Genomic DNA, 19651 nt, shown 5'->3' with positions numbered 1-19651 from the left:
GAATCTCGTTGATTAAACCGACGAAGTAACAAAGAAGCCCTTTGTACAGCAAGTACAACGACCGTATTTTTGAAATCTTTCAAAATTCACGTACCAAAATTGTACCTTTGCGGCATGAATTTGAAGGATAAATTAGATGCCTTTCCCCTTTTTGAACGTATTGCGCAGGCGGCACGGGATGAGCAGGTAAAGGCGTACGTCATTGGTGGGTTTGTGAGAGATTTGCTGCTCAAAAGGAACAGCAAGGATATTGATATTGTGTGTGTAGGAAGTGGTATTGCTCTGGCAAATCGCCTGGCGCTGGATTTGGGACCGGATGTACATGTGTCTGTTTTCAAAAACTTCGGTACGGCACAGCTAAAACAGGGCGATCTGGAAGTTGAATTTGTGGGTGCCCGCAAGGAATCTTACCGCTCAGAGTCTCGCAAGCCGATTGTGGAAGATGGTACGCTGGAAGACGATCAGAACCGTCGCGATTTTACTATCAACGCTCTGGGCATCAGCCTGAATGATGAGGATTATGGCGAACTCATCGACCCCTTCGGCGGAGTGCGCGACTTGCGTATGAAAATGCTCCGTACCCCGCTCGAACCTTCCCTGACGTTTTCAGACGATCCTTTGCGCATGATGCGGGCCATTCGGTTTGCTTCTCAGCTCAATTTCGACATTGAGCCGGATACGTTTGATGCCATTATGGCCATGAAAGACCGGATTGAGATTGTTTCGATGGAGCGTATTTCAGATGAACTGAACAAGATCGTTTTATCATCGGTGCCGTCGTATGGCTTTAAGTTGCTTTATCAGGCCGGTCTCTTGCCCTATATTTTTCCGGAATTGATGGCGCTACACGGTGTAGAAATTATTGAAGGTCGGGGACACAAGGATAATTTTTATCATACGCTGCAAGTGCTCGACAACCTTGCGCCTCATACCGATGATTTATGGCTGCGGTGGGCGGCTATTCTGCACGACATCGCCAAGCCTGCTACCAAACGTTTTGATAAGCGGGCAGGCTGGACTTTTCATAATCATGAGGAACTTGGCGCGCGCATGGTGCCCGGAATTTTTCGTCGGTTAAAACTTCCGCTGAACGAAAAAATGCGCTTCGTTAAGAAACTCGTTCGGCTCCACTTGCGGCCTATCGTACTTTCCAAAGAAGAAATTACCGATTCGGCCATGCGACGCTTGCTGTTTGAGGCGGGTGACGATCTGGAATCGCTCATGAAGCTTTGCCGGGCCGATATCACCTCCAAGAATCCTGAAAAAGTAAAACGCTACCTGAGCAACTTTGACCTTGTTGAGAAGAAGTTGATCGAGCTGGAAGAAAAGGATAAATTACGTAATTTTCAGCCCGTTATTACCGGCGAAATCATCATGGAAACTTTTGCCCTGACTCCTTCCAAAGTTATCGGTGTACTTAAAGAAACCATTCGGGAGGCTATTCTGGAAGGCATTATTCCGAACGAATACGAGCCGGCCTTTGCCTTTATGGTCGAGGAGGGCAGCAAACTTGGCCTCTCGCCCGTCACTTTTCCCAAAGAAAAATAAACCATTCACTCTTTATAAATTTATGGACAATACTCGATTTAAACGCTTTTTTGCCTCATTACTAACCATTTTGGGCATTATCGTTATTCTTTTTGCCTGCGTTGCGTTTTTATCAGACAACAAACCGGTTTTGGGTTTGTCCGTAACCAAATGGGAATCGCTTGTACCGTTTTTGGTCGGTACTGTCTTTTTGCTTTCGGGAGTTAATCTGATCAGCCGTACTTAGGATGCCGAGGGTTTGAGAAGGGCCGCGCCAACGGTACATTCAAGACAGCGTTTGGGGCTGCAATAGTTTTTGTGCCATTCCATAAGTGCTTGTGTATCAAAAGCAGTTTTGGCTGACATGCCCAACTTTTCCCATTCTGTGATCAAATGATTCTTTTCAGCCGGGCACTGTTCCAGCCATTCAATCGCGCGGTCTAGCAGCGACTCCTGACCCAGGTGGCGGGCATGAGCAACCAACAGCGGAATGGCGCCGTTGATAACCAATAAATCAGCCGCATCGGCTCCCAGCGAAGGAACAGCCACGGCTGAGGTTTTGCCAAACCGGTAATGTTTTTTCCAGTAGTCTGACTGCGATACCCTGAAATTATTTCGCAGTACGGTCAGGCTTTCCGGGTTGGTCAACACGCTGAAAATCCGGGGCTGATTTTGGAGAAAAAGGGCCAACTGCGCCAAACGAACCGTTGGAAAACCGGCAGGACGCAGTCGCAGGAATTTCCATTCGTGAGTTGCCATTTGCTTATCCAAAAGATCATATTTAGCGGCCAAAAAACGATATTCCTGGATCAAGGTTCGTTCATAGTCATCCTGCGGAATTTCGGGTAAAAGTCCGGCTACGCCAAACAAAAGTGCCTCGATTTGTAGCAAAGAACTCCGGTGTTTCTGAATGATTCTTAACGGAATAAGTTCGGCTAATCGTTGAAAAGCCGGTGCATTGAGCCTGAAACCGTAGTGCCGCGCCAGCCATTGGTAAGCTGTTTCGTCCCAATCGCGTTGGTTGGCTTCCCACAGCGTGCGTACTTGCTGAGCCCGGGCATCGAGGCGTTCGAGCAGAACGCGGTCAAGCATCGTAAGTTTTTGCAGCGAAGAGACCTGGTCAAAAAGACTCGCACAGGGAATATCATCGGTTTGATCCATCAGCTCATGGTAGCGGGAGAAAATGGACTCACCGACTCTTTTGTTTAAAACGAGCGTCGGCACAAGCGTTCGATCCTGATGAGTTATGGGCAAATCGTCTTCCCAAACTACATGCAAAATCACGCTTTCGTAGGCAGGATCAGTAGGGTGTTTGTGGGCAGCCCAATCGGAAGATTTGACGTGCAGCTCGACGCATCCGGCCCATTCAATGCCATTGAGCAGTAGGCGCGCTTCCGAAAAATCGGGTCCGGCGTCCGTATTCAAATAGCCGGTTCGGAGAATTTGCAGCGATTCTCCGCCTTGTGTTTGTAAATCTGTGGTGTCGAAATACTGAAATCGCCACACAAAACTTAAAAAATCTTCGTTCATACCCGAGGAGGAAAAGTGTTGAGGAATTGCTACAAGTATAAACAAAAACCTAAAATTCTCCCATTTTTCTTTACGAACTTTGCTGACAATTTTATTCTTACACGACCTACTTTTAACTGTCTATGATTCGGCTCATTTTGGGTTTTCTAATAAAACTTACGCTTTACTTTCTACTCGTCTCGGTGCTTTGGGTAGTCCTCCTGAAATTCGTTCCGGTTTGGATCACTCCACACATGATTGGCCGGAAAATGGAAGCAGCCCGTGAAGGTGAAAAAACGAAGATTTATCATCAATGGAAAAACTACGAATCCATTTCCAAGGAAGCCGCTTTGGCCGTAGTAGCCTCTGAGGATCAGGCGTTTCCTACGCATTGGGGATTTGACTTTGATCAAATGTACGACGCGCTGACCGAGAGCCGGAAACGTACCCGCGGAGCAAGTACGATTTCGCAGCAGGTCGCCAAGAACGTATTTTTGTGGCACGGAAGAAGCTACATTCGCAAGGCTTTGGAAGCGTACTTTACGGTGCTGATTGAAATAATTTGGGGCAAAGAGCGGATATTAGAGGTGTATCTGAACGTAGCTGAAACTGGCAAAATGACCTTTGGCGTAGAATCTGCTGCTCAGCGTTTTTATGGCAAATCGGCGGCAAGTTTGACCCGGCACGAAGCAGCGCGGATTGCGGCTGTTTTGCCCAATCCCATTCGTTTTTCAATCAAAAATCCTTCGTCCTATGTCGTAGGTCGAACCACAAAAATTACCCGCCAAATGCGGGCATTAGGCGGGCAAAAATATGTAGCAGGTTTGTGAGAAACTATAAGTAGAGCTTGATGTGATTACTCTCGATACGCTTTGCTGATGCGCCGGAGTTTGCCGTCGCTTTTGGTCATGATAAACATTTCTTTTTTCTTCTCATCGTACACAATCCGCAAGTCTACCCGTTTCGTATTGGTCATTTTTACCAGATCGGTTAATTGACCATTTTGTGTAATAAATAATTCACGAATCACAGGGTCAGTAAGTCCGTTTTCGAGCGAAAGATAAAACAAACGCCCTCTGACAATATCCCCGAAAATATAGAGATCTTGTAGCTCCTTCAACGCACCTTCGTATACGTACCCGCCGCTGACGGCGTTGCCATCGATATGGTCATACTGAGCAAATGGTTTAATAAAATGCTCATTTGGAGCGTCTTCTACGGGGAATATCTGTTTCAGATTTTTGGTTGAAATTCCAAAAGAACCTTCCCGCTGATTCCAGCCATAGTCCCCACCTTTTACGATATGGTTAATTTCTTCAACATTCACTTCACCTACTTCGGCACTGAGCAGGATTCGTTCGCCCTTGTGCTGATGCCACGCCAGGCGATGAGGATTCCGGAAACCGTATGCCCAAATTTCCTTATAAACGCCCGGTTCTGAATTGTTTACAAAAGGATTATCGGCAGGAATTCCATAGTTCCCATTGCGGGAATTGTTTCCTCGGGGATCAATTCGGATAATAGTTCCTAACAGCGAACGAAGAGTGTGTGTCAATTCGGGATGCTTGCCAATCGTGGAGCCGCCGTCTCCGGTTCCAATGTACAGCATGCCATAGTCAGGATCATTTTTAGGAATATTGGGTGTAAAACCAATGTCCTGCGTTCCGTGTACAGAGCCCGGCACGTTGATGCGAAGCAATTCCCGACGCTCGCCCTGAAACACGGTATCCTGAATTGAATTCATTTTCCATTCGGACAACACCCATTGCAGGGCAACTTTAATGGAATCGGGAAACTCGTAGTCGGCGGGTTTTCCGGCAAACTTTTCAGTATGCGTAATATACATCAGGCCATTTTCCAAAAAATCCGGGTGAAAAGCAAAACTCCCCAACCCCGTGCCCAACCCGGGCACGTTGGTATAATTTTCCAGTAAAGGCCGAATATCCAGAAATGTATGAATCTGCTGCTGATTGATGCGGTAAATAATGCCGCGTTGGTCACTCACAAAAAGGGAGCCGTTGGCCGAAGGATGCGAACGCATGGTAGCAATTCGGGTTTTGGGCGGTGTTGGGCTTGTAGCCGGAAATGTTACGAAATCTTCCAGTTCTATTTTCAAATTACTTTTTTGGACAGGCGCAATAAGCCTTTCAGGGGCGGCATTTTTGGCTACATCCTTCGTCTCAACTACAAGCGGCGTAAGGTTTCGTTCCGTAGATTCCTTGTCGATGTAAGCCACAATTGATCGTAGCGAAGCATCGTCCAAATAGTCAAAAGGAGGCATCATTAGCTTGTATTTCTGAAATTGACTCACAGCCCGCAAATCCCCAGATTCAATAGCTTTTGCCGGATTTTTGATAAAATCAAGCAAAGCCTGTTCCGATTTTAATTTCGTAATTCCACCCAACCGCGGACCTATTCCATCATCGGTTAACGAATGGCAGGAAACGCAATGCGTGGTGAAAAGTTCTTTGCCATGTCCCGGTGCGGGTTGAGTAGAGTGTCCGGTGGCGGCGGTACTGCCGGGCTGCGTCCGGGTACAGTTGATTAAACCAAGTAATAGTGCAAGTACAGGCAGCGAAACGTACCGAAGTTGTTTCATTCAGAGTGTTAATTAAGTAACTTATTATTTATAATTTAAAAATCGAAAATACATGAATTTTACTCTATCCGAAGAAAGGACGAAGTCTTGATCTTTTGACCCTGTACGCTGAAACACGTTCGGGCTTTGGGGAAAGATTCTTTACATAAAAGACAAAAAAAGCTCAGGCTGCGGTAGCCTGAGCTTGAATAAATGTTTAAAGTCCAGGTCAGATCGTTCGCCATGGACCACGAATCGCGATCGTAAGGCCGGGGCCCTGAATATTGACAAAATAGGTGCTGCCATCCGGGGAAAATACGCCTCCGGCAAACTCTGACTCGTAGCCTACGTTTTCGGCTAGTTTATAAAACTCGCCTTTGGCCGTAACTCCGACCACAAACGGATGCGGATGATCTTCGCAGAGCATGACATCGCCCCATGGCGCGACGGTCAGATTGTCGCAGTTTTTGACAATGTCGCGGTCGTTTGGTTCCACAAAAAGTTCGAGCGTGCCGGGCGCCTGAGTTTCCTGAGCGGTTCCTTCCTGTGCACTGGGAATATACCGAAACACCTGTCCGGCCCCGGCATTGCCGCCGTTTGTGCAGGCAAAGTAAATTTCATTGGTACCATACCACATACCTTCGCCGCGGGCAAATCGGGCGGCACCTTTGTCGAAGCCCTGATACCGAAGGTTATTTTTAGGTGACTCCACATCCTGAATATCAATCCATTCGACGTCAAATTTTGTATTCACAGGAAAGACGGGCGTTTTCAGAGTTTTCCAGTTTCGGGTATCCTGCGAGGCATGTCCCCTGATTTTCAAAGCCTGTAATTTTCCGCCCTTGTGAAGCTTGCCGGGAACGTTCGGAATGTAGCGGTATATCAGACTATCGCCTGCATCTTCGGTCAGGTACACAATGCCCGTTCGGGGGTCGACGGCCACAGCTTCGTGGTTCATTCGCCCCATTTCTTTGAGCGGGACGGCCTGATTCAATTGGATTTTGGTGGTAGCGGGTACTTCAAAGTTATACCCGTGTTCTTTTTCACAAAAGTTGTCATCTTTGGGCACAATCGTAGTTTCCTCGCAGGTAATCCACGAATTCCAGGGTGTAGGGCCACCGGCGCAGTTGCGGGAAGTTCCGGCAAGGCTCAAAAACTGCTTTTCAACTTTTCCGCTAGCATGATCGTAGACGAGTGTCGTAGTGCCGCCAAGCTCTGGTTTTTGCCCTTTCCCGGCATCGTACAGCAATTCCTTTTTCACTTTACTGAACAGCTCATTATTTTTCCCAAAAGCGCCTCCTTTGGTTGGGTCAGGGCTCATTTCGTGATTGCGGATCAGGATAGTTTTGCCTTTTGGACCCCTAAAAGTAGCCATGCCATCGGCAGCTCCCGGTACATAAAATCCATCACTCATGAGGTCGCCTTTGCTGGAAATTATGTCATACGTGAATCCTTTGGGTAAATTAAGAATCCCTTTTGGGTCAGGAAGTAGCGGGCCATAGCCCATGCCGGGTCTTTGGGAAAAACCCGCCGCCTGCAAAGGAGTATGCACAAACTGATACAAACCCAGAAAACCCAGCGAGGCGCTTCCTGCCAGCGAAAGAAAATCGCGGCGTGATGATTTTGAAGATGTTGTAAGCATATTTTTGAAGAAATGATGAATTGTCAGGAAAAGTTTAATCCAGGAAAGTAAGCACGTTATTGACACAAAATACTTGGAAAAAAGGCAATTGGACTACCCGAAATTTAAAAAGTAATAGTTTGGTAACATCGGGGCATTTTGGGTAGAACGGGCGTGATTTTTTGAAAAAGAAGTTGAAACACTCCCCACGTGGGGGATAAAAAATGTGGATGCTGCTCGTTGGCCCATATAAAATTCTTAATTTGCCCACAAGAAAAGAAACCTATGATCCTGAAAAGTGCTCCTATGGCAAAGACCGCAAAAAACCTGATTCCGACCACAACCGAAGGCCGCCGCCGGGTGGTTATTGAACATGTAACTCCCGAAATAAACGAAGGCCGATTTGCCGTAAAAGCCATCCCCGGCGATAGCATTCACCTGGAAGCCGATATATTTGGCGATGGCCACGACCACGTAGCCGCCCGCCTGCTTTACAAACATTCCACAGACTCAGAATGGTCAGAAATTGGCATGACGCTGCTGACCAACGACCGCTACGAAGCGGATTTTGTGGTAGAAAAACCAGGGCATTATCGCTATACCATTGAAGCATGGGTAGACCATATAGATACCTGGCAGCACGAAACGGCGCTGAAAATTAAGGATGGACAACGCGTTCCGCTGGAACTTTTGATGGGTGCGCAGTTTCTGGAAGGAATGCTGGATAAGGCTTCTGCCGAAGACAAACCGTTGATTGAGGATGCGATCCGGCTTCTGCGCGATGAGCATCGTCATGATGATGCCTGTACGTTGGCAACAAGTTTTCGGATTACTGAATGGCTGCATCGTTACCCCGAGCGGCAGTATCCAACCCGCTATCGCGAAATGCCCCTGTATGTAGACCGTCAACGGGCAGGGTTTAGCGCCTGGTACAGCATGTTTCCACGCTCAGCTTCCAAACAACCCAACACCCACGGTACCTTCCGGGATCAGATTGAGCTGCTTCCCCGCATTGCCGATTTGGGATTTGATGTACTCTATGTTCCGCCGATTCATCCAATCGGACATCAATTCAGAAAAGGAAAAAACAACTCGGTCAAATCGGAACCAACTGATCCCGGCGTTCCTTACGCTATTGGTAGTGAGTTGGGCGGGCATGATGCCATCAATCCTGATTTGGGAACTTTGGAAGATTTTCAGGCGCTTATCGCTGCCGCTCAGCTGCATGGGATGGAGGTTGCCATGGATTTGGCCATTCAGTGTTCGCCGGATCATCCCTGGGTGAAAGACCACCCCGAGTGGTTCAAAATTCGCCCGGATGGCAGCATTCAGTATGCAGAAAACCCGCCCAAAAAGTATCAGGATATTTACCCCATCAACTTTGAAAGTGAAAACTGGCAGGCGCTGTGGCTCGAAATGCGCCGGATTTTGCTCCTGTGGGCCGAGTGGGGCATTCGTATGATTCGGGTGGACAATCCGCATACCAAAGCATTTTCATTTTGGGAATGGGTCATTGCTGAGGTTAAGGTACAATATCCCGATATGATCTTTCTTTCGGAAGCGTTTACCCGCCCCAAAGTTATGCGGCAATTGGCCAAAGTTGGCTTCACGCAGTCGTATACCTACTACACCTGGCGAAATACCAAACAGGAACTCATTGAGTACATGACCGAGCTGACCCAAACGGAAATGAAGGATTATTTCCGACCCAACTTTTGGCCCAATACGCACGATATAAACCCGTATTTGTTGCAAAGTGGTCATGAGGCGTATTTTCTGAGCCGGTATTTTATGGCTGCAACGCTTTCCTCCAACTATGGTATTTTTGGTCCTACCTACGAATTTATGGTGCATGAGGCCTTTCCCGGAAAAGAAGAATATCTGAATTCGGAAAAATATGAAATTAAGCTTTGGGATTGGAGCCACGAAACTAAGTTAACCTACCTGATTCGGATGATTAATGCCATCCGAAAGGAAAATACCGCGCTGCAATACACAAACAATATTCACTTCTGTTCCATAGAAAATGAGAATTTAGTAGCTTACACTAAAATTCACGCCAACGGAAACCGCCTGCTTTGTGTCGTAAATCTCGATGGGTATACCACTCAGGCAGGGTGGGTGCAGGTACCTTTGCACCTAATCAAGAAAACAGCCGGGGAAGATTATCGGGTGCACGACCTCGTGACAGGAGCAATGTATACCTGGAAAGGAGAGTGGAATTACGTGGAGCTCAACCCTGGTATTTTACCTTTTCATTTGTTTAGGATTGAAGATATTTAGTTGTTGCTTGAAATTGTGGTAACAGAAAATCAAACAAATAAGAATATGCGAACAGTTCAGATAAAAGTAAGCGAAACCGACTTCCAAAAGTATAATTTGGGGAGTGGGGAAATCAAATTTACTGACTTGATAGAAGCAATAAGCCGTGAATATGCACGCAAAGCATTATTGGAATGCAACGAAATAGCCGAACAGGTTGGACTTTCCAAAATGACAATGGACGAAATAAACGCTGAAATCAAAGCAGTAAGAGATGCAAATTAGGGCTAACTGAAAAAGTCAAAATTTGTCTTTCAGAAGAAGTTTTTGCTGAGTATGTAGAGGTGTTGAACAGGGACAAGTTTTCTAAATACATAAATTTCAAAACGAAAGCAGAAGTTGTAATGAATAGACTTCGAGAATTAGCTATTTTCTACCAAACTGACAGAAAAATTGAAGTTTTGACCGATACAACTGATAACGAATTTCATTTTCAGAAATTAAGATAGTCTGGCCGCACAGATGTAGTTTATTTTTCCACATAGAGGCAACCCCTCTCCAAACTCTATTCTATGATTACACGGTGCCTAATGACTTTCTTCCTAACAGGTTGTGTAGCCGTTGCAATGGCGCAGCCTCTTACGGACAAACAAAAACAAAAAGCGGCTAAAATTCATGCGGAGGCGTTTACCGTTGACACACATGCCGATGTGCCCATCAATATGATGAAAGAAGGGTTTGATGTGGCGCAGGAGCATGACTATGAAACGGATGGTTCGCAGATTGATTTTCCCCGCATGAAAAAGGGCGGAATGGATGCGATGTTTTTTGCGGTGTATCTGGGGCAGGGTATGCGAAGTGCAGAAGCAACGGCGGAGGCAAAACAGCGGGCACTGGCTATTTTTGATAAAATTCATCAGGCTGTGCGCGATAATCCTGACATAGCCGGAATTGCCACTACCGCCAAAGATGGGTATGAATTGCAAAAACAAGGCAAACGAGCTGTGTATTTTGGGATGGAAAATGGCTGGCCGGTTGGCAATGATCTGGCCAATCTCAAACAATACTATGACCTTGGCCTTCGGTACATAACCCTTTCTCACTCGGCCAATAACGATATTTGTGACTCATCGACTGACCCCGATGGGCCGGAATACAACGGGTTGAGCGCTTTTGGAGAAGAAGTCGTGCAGGAAATGAATCGCCTGGGAATCATGGTGGATATTTCTCACGTGTCAGATTCAACTTTTTATGATGTCATGCGTCTGACCAAAGCACCTGCGATTGCTTCTCACTCTTCCTGCCGGGCCTTGTGCGATCATCCCCGCAATATGACCGACGACATGATCAGGGCGTTGGCCAAAAACGGAGGGGTTATTCAGATTAATTTTGTTCCTTCTTTTGTTAAAAAACCCTCTGAGCAGCAGGAACTTTCCATGAAAGCCATCCGGCTGAAAATGCGGCAGGTTGACTTATCAGAAGCGGATAAACTGGCACTTCGGGAAGAAATGAAAGCAATGCGCGAGAAATACGCTAAAGATGTCCCTACCGTGGCCGAAGCCGTTAATCATATCGAGCATGTCATAAAGCTCGTAGGGGTCGACCACGTAGGCATTGGCATGGATATGGATGGAGGTGGACTGGTACAGGGGTGTCGGGATGTTTCAGAAATTGGAAGTATCACCGAAGAACTGGTACGCCGGGGGTATTCGGCCAAAGATATTCGCAAAATATGGGGCGAAAATGTGATGCGGGTTTTGACGGAGGTCGAAAAAATTGCCCAGAAAATGTAAGTAAAAATGGACCATTTACTCAACAAAAATATATTTTATGATTGCGTCACTTTCAACTCCTGTTCTGCTTGACTATCTAAAAAAATGCCGGTGGTTTGCCGGAAAAGCCCGGCAGGTTGAGTCCTGTATGGTAAAACACGAGATTCCGGTAGGAGATGCCTGGATCTGGATTTTGGAAGTAGCCTACGAAGAAGGTGACAAAGAAACGTATCAATTACCGGTGGCTTTGGTAGAAAAACTGCCCGACAACCCAGCAGAGCAGACGCTTATTACTGAAACGGAAAAAGGGTTATTAGTTGATGCAATTTATACTGATTCTTTCCGAAATGTGCTGTATTCCAGGGTTTTTCATGGCGATAAGGACGAAGCTCTGACGTTCACGACGGGTAAAGGATTGCAAATTCAGGATGTTCCTGAGCATATATCAAGTCGGGTTTTGGCTGTTGACAGCAGCAACTCTGCCTTAGTTTTTGGGGAGAAATATTTCTTTAAATTGTATCGAAAATTATTTCGGGAAACTAACCCGGAAGTAGAAATGGTACAGTTTATTACCGAAAACTCGGACTTCACGCAGATTCCTCCTTTTTGTGGCAGCATGACCTGGCGCCGGGCCGGGGCAACGGATATTACCCTGGGCATGATGCAGGGAAAAGTGGAAGCACGGATGGACAACTGGAGCCTGACGGGCGACTACCTCAACGAGTTTTTGTACGCCGTTCCAAATGCAGTTTTTACGATTCAGGAAAATGTTTTTGAACAAGTGGCTCTTTTGGGCAAGCGAACTGCCGAGATGCACGCTGCACTATATAATCCACAGGCTGAGGTTAATTTTTCACCTGAACCCTTTACCGAAGGCTACCGCCGTTTTTTGCAACAGCGTTTGTCTCATTTGCTGAATAGTCGCTACACGCTGCTGATTGACAAATACCTAAGCCTTGACGAGCCAACCAAACGCCTGGCCTGGAAGTTTATGGAAGCTAAGGAACTCATCGATGAGTTTTCGGAGGATTTATTGAAACAGCCGCTTGATTCACTCCGAATTCGGATTCATGGAGATTATCACCTGGGACAGGTGCTGAGCGCTGATCATGATTTTATCCTGATTGATTTTGAAGGAGAACCGGAGGCTTCTATTCAGGATCGTAAAATCAAACACTCGCCGTTGAAAGATGTCGCTGGAATGATCCGCAGTTACCATTACGCTGTATCATCCAAGGTCTTTACAAGTGATGAAACGCGCCACATCAGCCCTGAAAAACTTTTGGTTGTAACAGACCGCTGGTACCGATTGATGAAAGAAACATACCTGGATGCCTACATGGAGGCTTTGGGCTGGCCGCATCCTTTGTTTAAGGATCAAAATGAAATCAACTCCCTTTTGTTGTATTATCTGCTCGAAAAAGCGGTGTATGAATTGGGGTACGAGTTAAGCTATCGGCCCGATTGGGTCAAAATTCCATTGAAAGGTATTGCCGACGTGATTCGGGAAATCGAAAAAATGCATGGATAAGGAGCCAATGTTGGCGTACATCTAAAAAGATGTTTACTTTGGCAAGAGAATAAATACAATTAATTATCATAAGGATACAAAATGGCAAAAAATACCACGAAGACAACCGCCGGGAAGAAACAAATCGAACCAGAAAAGCAGGAGCCTGTTACAGAATCCCTCGCTTTGAATGCCATAGAAAGTATCAGCCGTTTTTCTGAGTTTGATATATTCCTTTTTAAAGAAGGAAAGCATTTCAAATTGTATGAAAAACTGGGTTCTCATGTCATGGAGCATAAGGGCGTGGTTGGTACCTACTTTGCTGTTTGGGCGCCGAATGCCGGTTCGGTATCAGTTATCGGGAATTTTAACGGCTGGAACCGCGACGCTCATCCACTTTTTCCTCGCTGGGATGGATCCGGAATCTGGGAAGGATGGATACCCAATATCGGTCGTGGTGAATTGTATAAGTATTTTATAATTTCCAACACAGGTCAGCAGCTTGAAAAATCAGATCCCTTTGCGCTTTGGTGCGAAGTAGCTCCAAAAACTGCTTCGGTGGTGTGGGACACCTGGTACGAATGGCAGGATGCCGACTGGATGGCCAAACGTAAAGATGTCAACAAGCTAAATGCTCCACATTCGGTGTACGAAATGCACCTGGGCTCGTGGCGCCGCGATCCGTCCGATCCGGAAAGGTACCTTACTTACCATGAAATTGGGGATGCGCTAATCCCTTACATTCAGGAAATGGGTTACACGCATGTGGAGTTTATGCCCATTATGGAGCATCCCTACCCGCCTTCGTGGGGATATCAGATCACTGGCTATTTTTCGGTGGCCTCCCGCCTGGGAACACCTCAGGAACTGATGTCACTGATCGACAGGTTGCATCAGGCCGGTATAGGCGTATATCTCGATTGGGTACCGTCGCATTTTCCGGGCGATGCCCATGGTTTATTCCGATTTGATGGAACCTCGCTTTATGAGCATGAAGATCCCCGAAAAGGCTACCACCCCGACTGGAAAAGCTATATTTTCAATTATGGTCGGAATGAAGTACGCTCCTTTCTGATCAGCAACGCTATCTTCTGGCTGGATCGCTATCATACCGACGGCCTGCGTGTAGATGCGGTGGCCTCAATGTTGTATCTGGATTATTCAAGAAAGCATGGCGAGTGGATTCCCAATGAGTTTGGTGGACGCGAGAACCTGGAAGCAATTTCTTTGCTGCGCGAAATGAACGAAGCAGCATATAAAGAATTTCCTGATATTCAAACGATTGCCGAAGAATCTACTGCATTCCCGGGAGTGTCTCGTCCGGTGTTTGTGGGTGGCCTGGGCTTTGGCATGAAATGGATGATGGGCTGGATGAATGATACCATCAAATATTTTGAAAAAGATCCGTCGTTCAGAAAATGGCATCAGGATCAACTGACGTTCAGTTTGGTGTATGCTTTTTCTGAAAACTACATGCTGCCGTTTTCGCACGATGAAGTAGTATATGGCAAAGGCTCGATGATCAACAAAATGCCCGGCGATGCCTGGCAGCGCTTTGCTAATCTTCGCTTACTTTATAGCTATATGTTTACGCATCCCGGCACTAAGTTGATGTTTATGGGGTGTGAGTTTGGACAACCTTCCGAATGGAATTTTGAGAAAAGTCTGGATTGGCACCTACTTGATTCTCCACAGCATCAGGGTATCAAAAACTGCGTTAAATCACTGAACAGCCTGTATCGCACAGAAGCAGCTTTGTTTGATTATAGTTTTTCTCCTCAGGGATTTGAGTGGATTGATACGCAGGATCGCGAAAATTCAGTGCTGATTTATGCCCGAAAAGGTCTAGATCCAAGCCAAAATGTGGTCATCGTGCTGAACCTGACACCAATTCCCCGCTCAGGCTATCGGGTAGGGGTTTTGTCAGAAGGTAGCTGGAAAGAAATTTTCAATTCTGATTCGCACGACTTTGGTGGTAGCGGGATCGAAAACCCGGCACCGCTGCAAACAGACAACAAACAGTGGCATGGAAAACCACAGTCTATTCAGGTTAGTTTGCCACCGCTTGGAGCGATCGTTCTTAAAAAAATCTAATTTGTTCCCTACAATAAGGCCGGTTTATAAACAATCGGCCTTATTTTTTTGCCTTTTTTATACCTTTGTCCTGAAAATAATTCACATACTAGTCATGAAGAAACTACTTTTTGCCGCACTGCTCTTTTCCTGTCTTGGCTCATCTGCCTGGGCTCAGCGTATTTCCCGGGTAACATCTGGTGTTGATGTAGGCACTGGATTTGCGACCAATGAATTTGCCCCGTCGTTGCTATACTATCAGGCAATTTCACCTAGAAATTTACCATGGTTTCAAATCAGTGCAGGCATGCGGGTTTGGTCCTATTTTGGAAATGATGGCTCACTGACCGCCCCCTCAGGTACTTCACGGGATGACGTCATGAGCCTAAGCCGGGTGACAGCCGTTGGTGCTAACTTTATGGTTGGCGTAAATTTTCACCTCGCTCAGCGGGTTGATCTTGGCGTCAATACCGATTTGTTTGGAATCGCCTTTGGAAAGCGCAGAAATGCCCTGTATTCCCTTGGAAATCCATTGACGGCACCTGATTCAATTCAGGCCCTGAACGGGACAGAAATTGGAATTGCGCCTACAAATTTGAATGCTATTCCGGCATTGTATCAGGCTAACAATGGTCAGACAGAAGCGTTCCTGAGAATTTGGGTAACTCAGCGGGTTGGTATAAAGTTGGGCTATGTAGTGGGCCGTGTTGCCTACCGTGCCGATAATGCGCTGAATAACGGACAAAGACGTTTCTCTTTTGGTTATCAGATGCCGTACATCTCCGCTGCTTTCCCGTTGTATAACTAGTCGTTTGCAGAAGGATTGGATTCTTTTTTATCAGGGATTGGCTCTGGTTTAGAAAGAATATTGAAAATATCAAAACGCCGTTTGCCAAGCGCTTCTTCCATATCATTGAGCTCAAATTGAAGCGCTTTAATTGAAACTGATATTTCGATGACTGATAAGCCAAGCGCCGTGATCTGCAAAACCAACGCACCGATAAAAAGTATCCGGGCCGAAACCGTTTGCTCATACAACAAAACAAGCATGCAAATTGCGCTCAAAAGAAGGCTCAAAACAGCAAGCGCCTGAATAGTCCGAATGAGCCGTAAGCGCATGTGCAGATTCTTTATTTGGGCCACCACGATTCCTTCCGGATTAATTTGAAATTGCTTATGCAGGTCTCTGATTAAATTCGCAATTGCCAAAAAACGGTTGGTAAAAGCGATCATCAGTAAAGAAACTGTGGAGAAGAGCAGCGCAGGTGTACTCAGCGTTAATTCCATAAGGTAGATAATTAATTAAGACATTCGGCAGTTAACAAAACTGCCGAATAAACAGAGACTATTTATCAAACATAGAAATGACCGAAAAACTCATTGATTCGCATAAATACTTGCTCTGGAAAAATAGATTAGAATCTAATGGATTAATTATCAATCAGATAGAAGAAGTTTTTACCCGTCGAAATCAGCAAGGCGAAGTGCTTTTTTCTTTACTGATGACCGATGCCCTCACACCGGAAGGTGACAAAATTCCACCTATTTGTTTCATGAAGGGAGAGGTTGTTTCTGTTTTGGTTTGCTTTATTGATACCGAAAGTCGGGAGAAATACCTTTTACTTGTCAAGCAAAGGCGAATCTGCGACGGATCGCTAAGTTTTGAACACCCGGCGGGAATGCTTGATAGTGAAAGTGACGCCGCAGCGGTGGCAGCACGGGAGGTACAGGAAGAAACCGGTATAGCGATACAGCAAAGTCAGTTACATAGGCTTTTGGATCGTGTGTGTTATCCTTCCACCGGAACGAGCGATGAAGCGATGTATTTTTTTTACTGTGAATTGGAGCTTTCTGCCACCGAAATTGCCCGGTATCATAATCAGGCTCAGGGCGTCGTCTCTGACCACGAGCGAATCACGACGCATGTTGTGCCGTTTGTGGAAGGGCATCAGCTCATTACCAATAGCAACGGACTTCTGCTAAACTACATGTATTTAAAAGAAAAGGGTGATTGGGATTTATTAGCAAAATTATAAGTTGTTGATTTCGAGAAAGCTAAATTTTTTATAGGAATCTTCGCACAAACTATTGCCTGAATTTTAAAATTAGACCTATATTTGCAGCCCGATACAAGCACCCGTAGTTCAATGGATAGAATTTCGGTTTCCGGTACCGACGATAGGGGTTCGAATCCCTTCGGGTGCACAACTCCCCACTGACTTTCAGATAGTTAGCGGGGTTTTTTGTTTCGGGGGACGTTTGAGGGGACGGATTGAAGAATTTTCTTTTGTTCGTCGGTCAATCGTATTACCTCATCAGCCTGGAATAGTGGCGTATTTTTTACGGCTCTTTCAATTCTCCTTTTGATACTGTTCCTCGGATTACTTGCGGCATTTCGGATGTTGTGGGCTACATAGTATTCTTCGGGGTGGTGGTGTTTTCGTCTCCGTTGTTGACCAATGGTAACGGGTAAAGATTTCAGTAGTTCAGGATCACTTTTTAGGGTGCGTTCGCTGAGGTATCGGCTCGAGCCTTTTTGGTCAGAAATATCTATTCCGGTGATGGGGCATTCCTTTGCCGTCGGAATGATGGATTGTCCCATTTCTACATTTAAGGTATAGTGTAATAATGGGACAATAGGGTTAGAAAGTATCTCCCATTTCGTTGCAATCAATTCAGCAGCTAGTTTGTGCAGACGTTCAGCCGTCGGACTCGAATCAATCATCTGCCTGAACCTTTTTTCCTGCCTATACCTCATCTTTCGGGCGGTGTCGTATTTCTGTTTTGTTTCAAAGTTCGATTCACTGAACGGCCTCCAGAATTTGTGGTTCCTGCCATTAATCAGTAGGTCGGAATCTTTTTTGCTGAGGTTGGTAGTGTCAATGGTTGGTTCATCAAAAAGTATTTCATTGAAACATTGAATCAGCAGGTTGCCGATTTTGGGGTAAAGTTTCTGGTTTAGCAGGTCTGACAGTGTGTAGATGCCAATTCCTTTTTTATGTAATACTTGCATGGTGAGCACCTTGATTTCAAATCGTAACAAGTTTGAACGCAACCCAAACTGTCTTCCTTTGTCGTAAATTTTAACTACAAACTGTCTTTCATGTTCGCACTGATAGTATTCAAAACCTTTGCTGACATGTCTGGTAAATTCCCTTCTTTGGTGGCAAATTAGGCGTTCTAACAACTTTGCCGGGGGAAATGGTGTTTCTATGTTCACACCGAATTCTAAGTTATTCAGAGCACTATTTATGCCTATACCTAGTTTTTGAATGCTATCCAGTACACCGGCTAATCTTTCCGGAGTAAAGTCATCGGCATTGTGTATGCCTGCATTGGCGTATTTATGTAATGAGCCTGTAACCTTTACCAAAGATGTTTCTTCTTTAATTGTAAGGGTCAAATTATTGTATTCAGCAGTACGGCCTACAACTTCCCCTGTCCCGTCATTAACGACTGAGTTCCAATCTAATACGGAACTATACATAAGTTTCTGAATGTCAGCGTCCGCATTCAATATTTTTATCCCGTCAAACATCGTAGTACCTTTGATTTGTTGGTGCACTTGTGTACCAGTCGAACAATTAGAATAAAGGCCACAAATCGTTTTTGTGGCCTTTATCGTTTGGTGTGACTGATTTATTCGGTGGTGAATGGTGGAAAAGGTTCTTCGTCGAATGGTGGAAACTCCGTTGGTTCGGTGGTATACTCCTTGCTAATTCGCTCGGATGCTTCCATGTCCCTTTCCCAATCAGCTATTACCTGAAGTGTATTTCTACATAGTTTATCGTGTTCACTATTATGCACTTTCCTCAACTCCTTTCGTGACTTTTTCATGTCAAATAAATTAATTGTGAATATTGATTTTTGGATACCAGTAAACCTTATGCATTTGTGCCCATTCCCTCGCGCGCAATTAATAGGGCTGTCAAAAGTGACCCTATACACCCCTTTTTTCATAACTCCCTCGGGCCTGTAAAACCACCTTGCGTTTGCAAAAAAATCCAGACCCTTTTTTTGAATGTAACCATAGGTTGTTTAAACTTTGGCTAAATTCAATTTTTGAAAAAAAACAGTCTGACAATATTTTTTCACAAGTATTTAATGATTGATTCTACATCACCAAACGGCCTTTCCAAACCTTCAAAAAAGTATAGGGTCAATTGGTCAGAGTTGGGCGAAAATTTGAATAAACAAAAGTGTCTTTTGAAAATTCCTTTGTAGCGTGTTGAGGTACGGAAATGTCCTGAATGGTAGCCAATTCGGTTTGTTGGCCGTAGTCCGGTAAACCATTTCCACGGACGTTTTGGGTCAATTTCTTTGGCTATTCTTTCCCTGCCGTGAACAATTATATCAGCTTTGATTCCGGGCATTAAACGTTCCTCAACTTTCAATTCATCGGGCAATGTTGAGGCAGTGACGGGAGCAAATTGGAGTTTGTACCAACCTGATCCCCGATCAAGTTGGTAGGTCAGTTTTTTGTAGTTATACATCAGCAGACCCGTTTTTTGTACTTCATCCCTTTTATAGATTCCAAAGTCGATATTACATCGGCTCGGCTGTAAAGTACTCTACCGTTGGCGTTGATTCGGTCAGGTAGGAAACCTTGTTTATCCCATTCGTTGAGGGTAGTAAGTGAAACCCGGTAGAGTGTGGCCACTTCTTTACGAGTAAGGAAGTCGGGCATCGGTTTTGAAGGAGTCGGGGGAATGTAAGTAGCAAGTTCAGACCTTACGGCCTGACGCATCAGTTCCTCCAGTGCTGAAGGTTCAATTTGTACTAAAACAGTCGTTGTTTGC

General features: G+C 45.5%; 19 protein-coding genes and 1 tRNA gene. 12 read left to right on the top strand and 8 right to left on the bottom strand.

Annotation, left to right across the window (positions count from 1 at the left end; genetic code table 11):
• Positions 1-114: 114 nt before the first annotated feature.
• Positions 115-1548: a CCA tRNA nucleotidyltransferase gene (locus tag EZE20_RS11325; protein ID WP_132117612.1), complete on the top strand. Its 1434-nt coding sequence runs from the start codon at positions 115-117 to the stop codon at positions 1546-1548.
• A gap of 22 nt (positions 1549-1570) precedes the next feature.
• Positions 1571-1774 carry a hypothetical protein gene (locus tag EZE20_RS11320; protein ID WP_132117610.1) on the top strand — a complete coding sequence of 68 codons (204 nt, stop codon included), beginning with the start codon at positions 1571-1573 and terminating at the stop codon, positions 1772-1774.
• Here the strand turns inward: EZE20_RS11320 and EZE20_RS11315 are convergent.
• Complete coding sequence (locus EZE20_RS11315) at positions 1771-3057, bottom strand: DUF2851 family protein (protein WP_132117608.1); 1287 nt, start codon at positions 3055-3057, stop codon at positions 1771-1773. The genes EZE20_RS11320 and EZE20_RS11315 overlap by 4 nt on opposite strands.
• A 122-nt stretch (positions 3058-3179) precedes the next feature.
• Here EZE20_RS11315 and mtgA point away from each other — a divergent pair, with 122 nt between their 5' ends.
• Positions 3180-3866 carry a monofunctional biosynthetic peptidoglycan transglycosylase gene (mtgA, locus tag EZE20_RS11310; RefSeq protein WP_132117606.1) on the top strand — a complete coding sequence of 229 codons (687 nt, stop codon included), beginning with the start codon at positions 3180-3182 and terminating at the stop codon, positions 3864-3866.
• Positions 3867-3892: 26 nt separating this feature from the next.
• Here mtgA and EZE20_RS11305 read toward each other — a convergent pair whose 3' ends face one another.
• Both EZE20_RS11305 and EZE20_RS11300 read right to left on the bottom strand, forming a co-directional pair.
• The gene (locus EZE20_RS11305; protein WP_132117604.1) at positions 3893-5635 is read right to left on the bottom strand and encodes a PQQ-dependent sugar dehydrogenase; all 1743 of its coding nucleotides are present in this window, start codon (positions 5633-5635) and stop codon (positions 3893-3895) included.
• Between the two features lie 208 nt (positions 5636-5843).
• Positions 5844-7256: an alkaline phosphatase PhoX gene (locus EZE20_RS11300; protein ID WP_132117602.1), complete on the bottom strand. Its 1413-nt coding sequence runs from the start codon at positions 7254-7256 to the stop codon at positions 5844-5846.
• A 285-nt stretch (positions 7257-7541) separates the two neighbouring features.
• Here EZE20_RS11300 and EZE20_RS11295 point away from each other — a divergent pair, with 285 nt between their 5' ends.
• The 7 genes from EZE20_RS11295 to EZE20_RS11265 all read left to right on the top strand — a co-directional run bounded on the left by EZE20_RS11295 (position 7542) and on the right by EZE20_RS11265 (position 15660).
• Positions 7542-9518 (top strand): alpha-1,4-glucan--maltose-1-phosphate maltosyltransferase, encoded by a 1977-nt coding sequence (locus EZE20_RS11295; protein ID WP_132117600.1) that lies wholly within the window; start codon positions 7542-7544, stop codon positions 9516-9518.
• Positions 9519-9563: 45 nt separating this feature from the next.
• Positions 9564-9782, top strand: coding sequence for a hypothetical protein (locus EZE20_RS11290; protein ID WP_132117598.1), 219 nt, complete (start codon positions 9564-9566; stop codon positions 9780-9782).
• Between the two features lie 20 nt (positions 9783-9802).
• Positions 9803-10006 (top strand): hypothetical protein, encoded by a 204-nt coding sequence (locus EZE20_RS24625; RefSeq protein ID WP_132117796.1) that lies wholly within the window; start codon positions 9803-9805, stop codon positions 10004-10006.
• Between the two features lie 63 nt (positions 10007-10069).
• Positions 10070-11290: a dipeptidase gene (locus EZE20_RS11280; RefSeq protein ID WP_228713695.1), complete on the top strand. Its 1221-nt coding sequence runs from the start codon at positions 10070-10072 to the stop codon at positions 11288-11290.
• A 37-nt stretch (positions 11291-11327) separates the two neighbouring features.
• Entirely contained in the window at positions 11328-12800 is a 1473-nt protein-coding gene (locus EZE20_RS11275) for a putative maltokinase (RefSeq protein WP_132117596.1), read from the top strand.
• Between the two features lie 81 nt (positions 12801-12881).
• Positions 12882-14873 (top strand): 1,4-alpha-glucan branching protein GlgB, encoded by a 1992-nt coding sequence (gene glgB / locus EZE20_RS11270; RefSeq protein ID WP_132117594.1) that lies wholly within the window; start codon positions 12882-12884, stop codon positions 14871-14873.
• Positions 14874-14967: 94 nt separating this feature from the next.
• A complete protein-coding gene (locus tag EZE20_RS11265) occupies positions 14968-15660 on the top strand; it encodes a hypothetical protein (RefSeq protein WP_132117592.1) in 693 nt (230 codons plus the stop codon).
• On the opposite strand, the gene EZE20_RS11260 is transcribed toward EZE20_RS11265, so the two are convergent.
• Positions 15657-16139 (bottom strand): DUF2721 domain-containing protein, encoded by a 483-nt coding sequence (locus tag EZE20_RS11260; protein ID WP_132117590.1) that lies wholly within the window; start codon positions 16137-16139, stop codon positions 15657-15659. The genes EZE20_RS11265 and EZE20_RS11260 overlap by 4 nt on opposite strands.
• A 77-nt stretch (positions 16140-16216) precedes the next feature.
• On the opposite strand from EZE20_RS11260, the gene EZE20_RS11255 reads away from it, so the two are divergent.
• Together EZE20_RS11255 and EZE20_RS11250 are read left to right on the top strand one after the other, a co-directional pair.
• Complete coding sequence (locus tag EZE20_RS11255) at positions 16217-16888, top strand: NUDIX hydrolase (protein WP_132117588.1); 672 nt, start codon at positions 16217-16219, stop codon at positions 16886-16888.
• A gap of 97 nt (positions 16889-16985) precedes the next feature.
• Positions 16986-17057: transfer RNA gene (locus EZE20_RS11250), tRNA-Arg, on the top strand.
• 25 nt (positions 17058-17082) lie between these two features.
• Here the strand turns inward: EZE20_RS11250 and EZE20_RS11245 are convergent.
• The 4 genes from EZE20_RS11245 to EZE20_RS11230 form a co-directional block, all read right to left on the bottom strand.
• A complete protein-coding gene (locus tag EZE20_RS11245; RefSeq protein ID WP_132117586.1) occupies positions 17083-17865 on the bottom strand; it encodes a hypothetical protein in 783 nt (260 codons plus the stop codon).
• A 626-nt stretch (positions 17866-18491) separates the two neighbouring features.
• A complete protein-coding gene (locus EZE20_RS11240) occupies positions 18492-18689 on the bottom strand; it encodes a hypothetical protein (RefSeq protein ID WP_132117584.1) in 198 nt (65 codons plus the stop codon).
• A 254-nt stretch (positions 18690-18943) separates the two neighbouring features.
• On the bottom strand, positions 18944-19345 hold the full coding sequence (locus EZE20_RS11235) for a hypothetical protein (protein WP_132117582.1): 402 nt from the start codon (positions 19343-19345) through the stop codon (positions 18944-18946).
• Positions 19345-19599 carry a MerR family transcriptional regulator gene (locus EZE20_RS11230; protein WP_228713693.1) on the bottom strand — a complete coding sequence of 85 codons (255 nt, stop codon included), beginning with the start codon at positions 19597-19599 and terminating at the stop codon, positions 19345-19347. Before EZE20_RS11230 ends, EZE20_RS11235 begins: the two co-directional genes overlap by 1 nt.
• Positions 19600-19651: the final 52 nt, after the last annotated feature.

The sequence above is a fragment of the Arundinibacter roseus genome (assembly GCF_004348825.1).
Classification (GTDB): Bacteria; Bacteroidota; Bacteroidia; order Cytophagales; family Spirosomataceae; genus Arundinibacter; species Arundinibacter roseus.
The sequence above is the reverse complement of the archived record's forward strand: the minus strand, read 5'-3'. Positions and strand labels throughout refer to the sequence as shown.